This is a genomic window from Vibrio sp. D173a (assembly GCF_030248475.1).
In genome coordinates this window covers 1-541 of sequence record NZ_JAHGAH010001418.1, presented here as the reverse complement: position 1 = coordinate 541, position 541 = coordinate 1, and the positions used below count along the sequence as shown (strand labels likewise).

Genomic DNA, 541 nt, shown 5'->3' with positions numbered 1-541 from the left:
CTTGACCTTCACTTGGGACGTACCTGCTGGACTGGATACAACAGTTCAAGGTGCATCGGTAAGTTTCGTTGCATCTGAGTACACTCAAGATACGCTACTGAACTTCTCGGTTACAGTCAGTGATGGAACCGAAACGTCTGTGGCTTCCGCTTCGGTGAAGGTTCTTAAGACAAGTACTGGCGGCGGTACGTGTAGTAATGCTTGGGATGCAAACACCATCTACAATGGTGGCGACCAAGTAACTCAAGGCAATACGCTTTGGGAAGCGAAATGGTGGACAAGTTCAGCTAAAACCTAGGCTCAATTAAAACCCAAGCCTAGTTAAAACCAAAGGCCAATCTCATCGTAGATTGGCCTTCTTCGTATTCAACATTGATTCAAAGCGACATCATTAAAACATGCATCATTAAATCAGAGCGTCAAAGCTCTCAAAGACTTGTGGACACTTCATCACTCGACCATGTCCTTGGCCTTGCGTGGTCACCAAAGTCACACGATCCATTTCATTCGCTGCACGCTCAGAGACAGAGTATTTAGTGAA

At 45.8% G+C, this 541-nt stretch carries 1 protein-coding gene and 1 pseudogene; one reads left to right on the top strand and one right to left on the bottom strand.

Translation table 11 applies throughout. The features are described 5' to 3' along the window. Window positions 1–298, top strand: a 298-nt coding sequence (locus KIV40_RS33770) for a carbohydrate-binding protein (RefSeq protein WP_375164947.1), incomplete at its 5' end; no start/stop codon positions are given. A gap of 108 nt (window positions 299–406) precedes the next feature. Here KIV40_RS33770 and KIV40_RS33765 read toward each other — a convergent pair. After that, window positions 407–541: pseudogene (locus KIV40_RS33765) on the bottom strand (alpha/beta hydrolase); the annotation flags it as partial.